Source organism: Pseudoalteromonas sp. S16_S37 (assembly GCF_014694405.1).
GTDB lineage: Bacteria > Pseudomonadota > Gammaproteobacteria > Enterobacterales > Alteromonadaceae > Pseudoalteromonas.
Genome location: NZ_JAAUWV010000103.1, coordinates 1 through 4,740, shown reverse-complemented (window position 1 = coordinate 4,740; position 4,740 = coordinate 1). Strand labels below are relative to the sequence as shown.

At 44.4% G+C, this 4,740-nt stretch carries 4 protein-coding genes and 2 pseudogenes; 5 read left to right on the top strand and 1 reads right to left on the bottom strand.

All coding sequences use genetic code 11. The annotated features are described in order from the left end of the window. The 5 genes and pseudogenes from HC733_RS21595 to HC733_RS21575 all read left to right on the top strand — a co-directional run. Positions 1-480, top strand: a pseudogene (locus HC733_RS21595) (hypothetical protein); the annotation flags it as partial. Further along, the gene (locus HC733_RS21590; protein ID WP_190367043.1) at positions 474-2,117 is read left to right on the top strand and encodes a BatD family protein; all 1,644 of its coding nucleotides are present in this window, start codon (positions 474-476) and stop codon (positions 2,115-2,117) included. The pseudogene HC733_RS21595 and the gene HC733_RS21590, both read left to right, overlap by 7 nt. Before the next feature lie 63 nt (positions 2,118-2,180). Further along, positions 2,181-2,696, top strand: coding sequence for a sigma-70 family RNA polymerase sigma factor (locus HC733_RS21585; protein WP_190367042.1), 516 nt, complete (start codon positions 2,181-2,183; stop codon positions 2,694-2,696). Next, positions 2,696-3,412, top strand: a complete 717-nt coding sequence (locus HC733_RS21580) for a DUF3379 family protein (protein WP_190367041.1) — start codon at positions 2,696-2,698, stop codon at positions 3,410-3,412. Before HC733_RS21585 ends, HC733_RS21580 begins: the two co-directional genes overlap by 1 nt. A 129-nt stretch (positions 3,413-3,541) precedes the next feature. After that, entirely contained in the window at positions 3,542-4,450 is a 909-nt protein-coding gene (locus tag HC733_RS21575) for a Tim44 domain-containing protein (protein ID WP_190367040.1), read from the top strand. A 194-nt stretch (positions 4,451-4,644) separates the two neighbouring features. Here the strand turns inward: HC733_RS21575 and HC733_RS23685 are convergent. Further along, positions 4,645-4,740: pseudogene (locus tag HC733_RS23685) on the bottom strand (IS982 family transposase); the annotation flags it as partial.

The window sequence follows — 4,740 nt, the reverse complement described above, 5'->3', positions numbered from 1 at the left end:
CAAGGCGACCAGCAGCAACAAGGCGACCAGCAGCAACAAGGCGACCAGCAGCAACAAGGCGACCAGCAGCAACAAGGCGACCAGCAGCAACAAGGCGACCAGCAGCAACAAGGCGACCAGCAGCAACAACAAGGCGAGCAAAATAATAAGCCCGACATGCAAAGTGAGTCAGCCGAAAAGCAAAATGGGCAAGCACACTCTGACGCAGAGCAAACTAAACAAGCCCAAGACGAGCAAGCTGTAAAAGATGCCATGCGCCAAGCTCAACAGCAACAAGCTCAACAACAAGGTGAAGAGCAAGCAGCCTCAGTATCGACAAAGCCGCTCACACCAGAAGAAAAAGAAAAAGCGCAACAGCTTAATCAGTTACTTCGAAAAGTTCCTGATGATCCTGCCATTTTACTACGCAATAAAATGCAGCTAAAAGCACAACAACGCGCTCAACAACGCCGTCCACAAGGAGTTGAAAAATCATGGTAATACGTTTGTTTGTTAGTGTATTCCTGTTACTACTAGTAAACCCAATCATGGCCTTTGATAAATTAACGGCCAGTGTTGATAAAAACCCAGTGTTAGTGGGCGAGTACTTTACCCTCACTATCGCCGCGGATGGCAAAGTGTCGGGCGAGCAGCCAGATACCAGCGCACTGACGCAACAATTTGTAACAGGCCCAGTGAGTGTAAGCTCACGTACCAGTATTATAAATGGCAGCATGAGCAGCCAAACTACGTGGCAAATGCAAGTGCTAGCACGTCAAGCAGGTACTTATACTATTCCTGCATTTGAAGTGGCGGGTAAACGCTCTGAGCCCATAGAGCTAAAAGTTGTACCGCGTAGTGACGATGCCCAAGACCAAAAAGATATCTTTGTAAAAGCACAACTTGCGCCGAGCACCCTGTATGTGCAACAAGCTGGACTGTATACGGTGAAGCTTTATTTAGGCAAAGATTTACTTGATGGTCAGCTTAGTGCACCACAAATCGATGATGCACAGATCACTCAAATGGGTAAGCAAAAAGAAGACTATGAAGTGGTCGATGGTCGTCGCTATATGGTGATCACACGTGAATATTTAGTACAGCCTCAAAAAAGCGGCTCATTTACCATAGCTCCACCTGTGTTCAACGGGCAAGTGCGCGAAAATTACCGCCGCATGGCTGTATCAGCTATCGCGGAAGAAATTAATATTGATGTAAAGCCAATTCCAAGTGATTACCAAGGTACTTGGTTGCCCAGTGAGCTGGTTAACTTAAGCGAAGAGTGGCAACCTGCAGATGAGCAAGTTACTGTTGGCACCCCTATCACACGCACAATCACGCTTACCGCTTTGGGGGTTACGCAAGAACAACTGCCAGATATTAAGCTTGATAAAATAACCGGTATTCGCAGCTATCCAGATGAAAGCGATAGAAACCAACTTACCCGTGATGGGCGCGTTATTTCCCAACTGGTGTCATCATATGCACTTGTTCCACAAAGCCCTGGCATCTATACCCTTCCCGAGGTGAAAATTCCTTGGTTTAATACCGTTATTAATAAAGTAAATTATGCAATGTTACCGGCGCGTACGATTACTGTTGTAGCAGACCCCAATCAATCTATGGCAGGAACACCTTCGCAGCCGCAAATAACGCAACCTCTCAATGCAGAACAACCACAAGCAACTGTGCAACAGCCAATGCAAAGCGCCCCGCAATCTAAGGACTGGGTTGATTGGCTTATTTTGATATCAGGTTATGTACTTTGGTTGCTTACTTTGGCTGTTTGGATAATACGCAAGCCCAAAAAGCCCAGCGAAAATGTATCGGCAAAGGCGCACAAGTGTGTCATCAATCCGAACGCAGACCTTAAAAATGCGTTAAAGCAAAATGATGCAAATGCTTTTTATCAGGCGTTGCGCGAACTTGCACAAAGTCAAAATAATGGCCTTGGCCTAGATGCTTGGCTGAAACAACTTAACCTACCAGAACTTAGCGATGAAATTGCCAAACTACAGGCATCCCTCTATAGTGATAGCAATCAATCTGCTGATTTATCTAAGATATATAAGCTTGTGGTTGCAGCCAATAAAAGCCAATCTACAGGCGATAACGCACACCTAGCTCAGCTTTACTGAGCTAGGTAAAAATTATTTTATATCGTGGTGTAATAAAATTACCAACTATAAGGTCTTACTAGCATGACCACTAAACAAAAACGCTACGAAGCTTTGGTACAGGTTTATCATGGCGAGCTTTATCGCTTCGCCTACTGGTTATGCCAAGACCCAACGGTAGCCGAAGATTTGGTACAAGAAACTTTTTTACGGGCTTGGCGTTCGCTTGATTCATTGCAAGACGAAAATGCTGCCAAGCCATGGCTGTTAACAATTTTACGTCGTGAAAACGCGCGACGTTTTGAGAGAAAACAATTTGATTATGCCGATGTCGAGAACGATACCTTGATTGACAATACCTCTGCCAGTTTAGATGAAGAAATGGAGCAGACGGTGATTCAAAGGCAAATTAATAAACTCTCAGTTGAGTATCGTGAGCCGCTGTTACTGCAAGTTGTTATGGGCTGCTCAGGAGAGGAAATAGCAGAAATTTTAGAACTGAACAAAAATACCGTGATGACGCGACTTTATCGAGCTAGAAACCAACTTAAAGACGCATTAACACAGCATCAAGAACCAATAAAAGGGGCACAAAACTGATGAATGACCTTGAATTTCGTCGCCGCCTTTTTGCCGACCCTAATGATAAGGAAGTTGCGCAGGAGGCTGCAAATAACGCCGAGCAACAAGCCTTGTTAGAAGAGTTACAAGCTTTTGATGTACAGCTGAATAAGGCACTAGATGTTAAAGTACCTGATGGCTTAGCCGAGCGTATTTTAGCAAACCAACAAGCGGATAATGCTCATAATGTAGTTGTTAAAAAAGGCTGGTTTAAGCGTTACAAAACCCCCTTTGCAACTGCAGCAAGTGCCACATTTGCTTTGGGGCTATATTTTATGAGCGCAACCCAAACGCCACTGCTCGCTGGCGAGCATGCCCTAGCCCATGTTCACCACGAGCAAGCGGCTTTTCAAAGCAATGCAAAAATAGCGTTACAAGTGGTCAATGACAAATTATCCCTGTTTGGCGCAAAACTGGAGTCATTACCAGGTGATGTGACCTACGCAACCTTTTGTAACTTCAAAGGACAAAAAAGCTTACACTTAGTGTTTCAGTCTGAGCACGGCCCGATGACGGTATTTATCGTGCCACTATCAGGCAAAAATAGTTTAGGCGGAGACGGTCAATTTAAAGACGATCGCTATAACGGCATTATCGAGCAAGATCAGCATGCGGCAACGGTGCTTGTTGCTAATTTAGGCTCTCCGGTTGAAAAATACCAAAAGAACGTCGCAAGCGCCCTTCGTTGGCTTTAATGATGTAAAAAAAGCGGTACGTTATGCATGTACCGCTTATCGCTTTCTCACCCACTTTGAACCGTTTTTTATTCCTCTTACCTAATGATTTATTTACAATTCATGCAGTTTTAGTTTTATAGGATAGTTATGAAAAACTTTATTGTGTTCTTCTCACTGATCTCACTACTTTTTGTGAGCAGCTTTAATGTCGAAGCAAGAAAAAAGTTTGGCAGTAAGTCTACTGGCAAAACCCAGCAAACCAGTACCACGCAGCAAAAGCAGCAAACTGATACCAAGGCAATTTCGCCTACTCCAACAACAAAGCCTCAATCAAGTAAGAAAGGCATTATGGCTGGTGTGTTAGGTGGCTTATTAGCAGGTGGTTTAATTGCCGCTATGCTTGGCGACGATTTTGAAGGCTTTCAATTTTTAGAGATGATTTTACTCGCTCTGGCGGCATTTGTTATCTTCAAGCTTATCAAAGGTATGATGCAAAAGCGCCAACAGCCGCATATGGCGGGTGGCCCGCAAATGGGTGGCCCGCAAATGGGTGGCCCACAGGTGGGTGGCCCACAGGTGGGTGGCCCACAAATTAACCCTGAGCAATTCAATCAACCGCAACAGTTTCAAACTCAGGCGCCAACAAGCGGCTTTGGGCAGCAAGACTCAGTACCTTTTAACCTACCTAGTCACTTTGACGTCAATGGCTTTTTACAAGGCGCCCGCCAGCACTATCACACCTTGCAAGACGCTTGGAACAAAAAAGACTATACCACCATGGCTGAGTACCTAAGTCCTGAATTAGTAGATGAATTCAAGCAACAACGTGAAAACGAAGGTGACGTAGCTACAGAAGTGATGTTTATTGATGCACAGCTAGTACGCGCAGATACCAAAGCTGATGTTTGGGAAGTCAGTATTCTATTTAAGGGTAAATACCGCGACCTAGGTGACAAACAAGAAGAGCCAATCCACGAAGTATGGCACCTTGAACGTCAAACCCAAGATAATGCCCCTTGGCTGATTGTTGGTGTTGAAGATTTAATCGAAGGCTAATCAGCCACTTTAGTTTATGCACTTAAAGCTGCAGATATCGCTTGTCTGCGGCTTTAATCAGGTTTATTCCCAGCGTTCAAGGCCTTAGCGCAAAATAAAATAACCCTTCTATTTTTTAAAGCTGTTGTTTTAAAGTCGCATAGCTTGATAACTTCCCAGACCACCTCTTATTTAACCTGAGATCTGTATAAGAACTAAAGCCGAGTAACCTTTATGCTCGGTTTCTTTGCTTGAAAAGTATAAGCGATGAGGCCTGCCATCAAGTTCACCATAAATGAAATACAGCTACG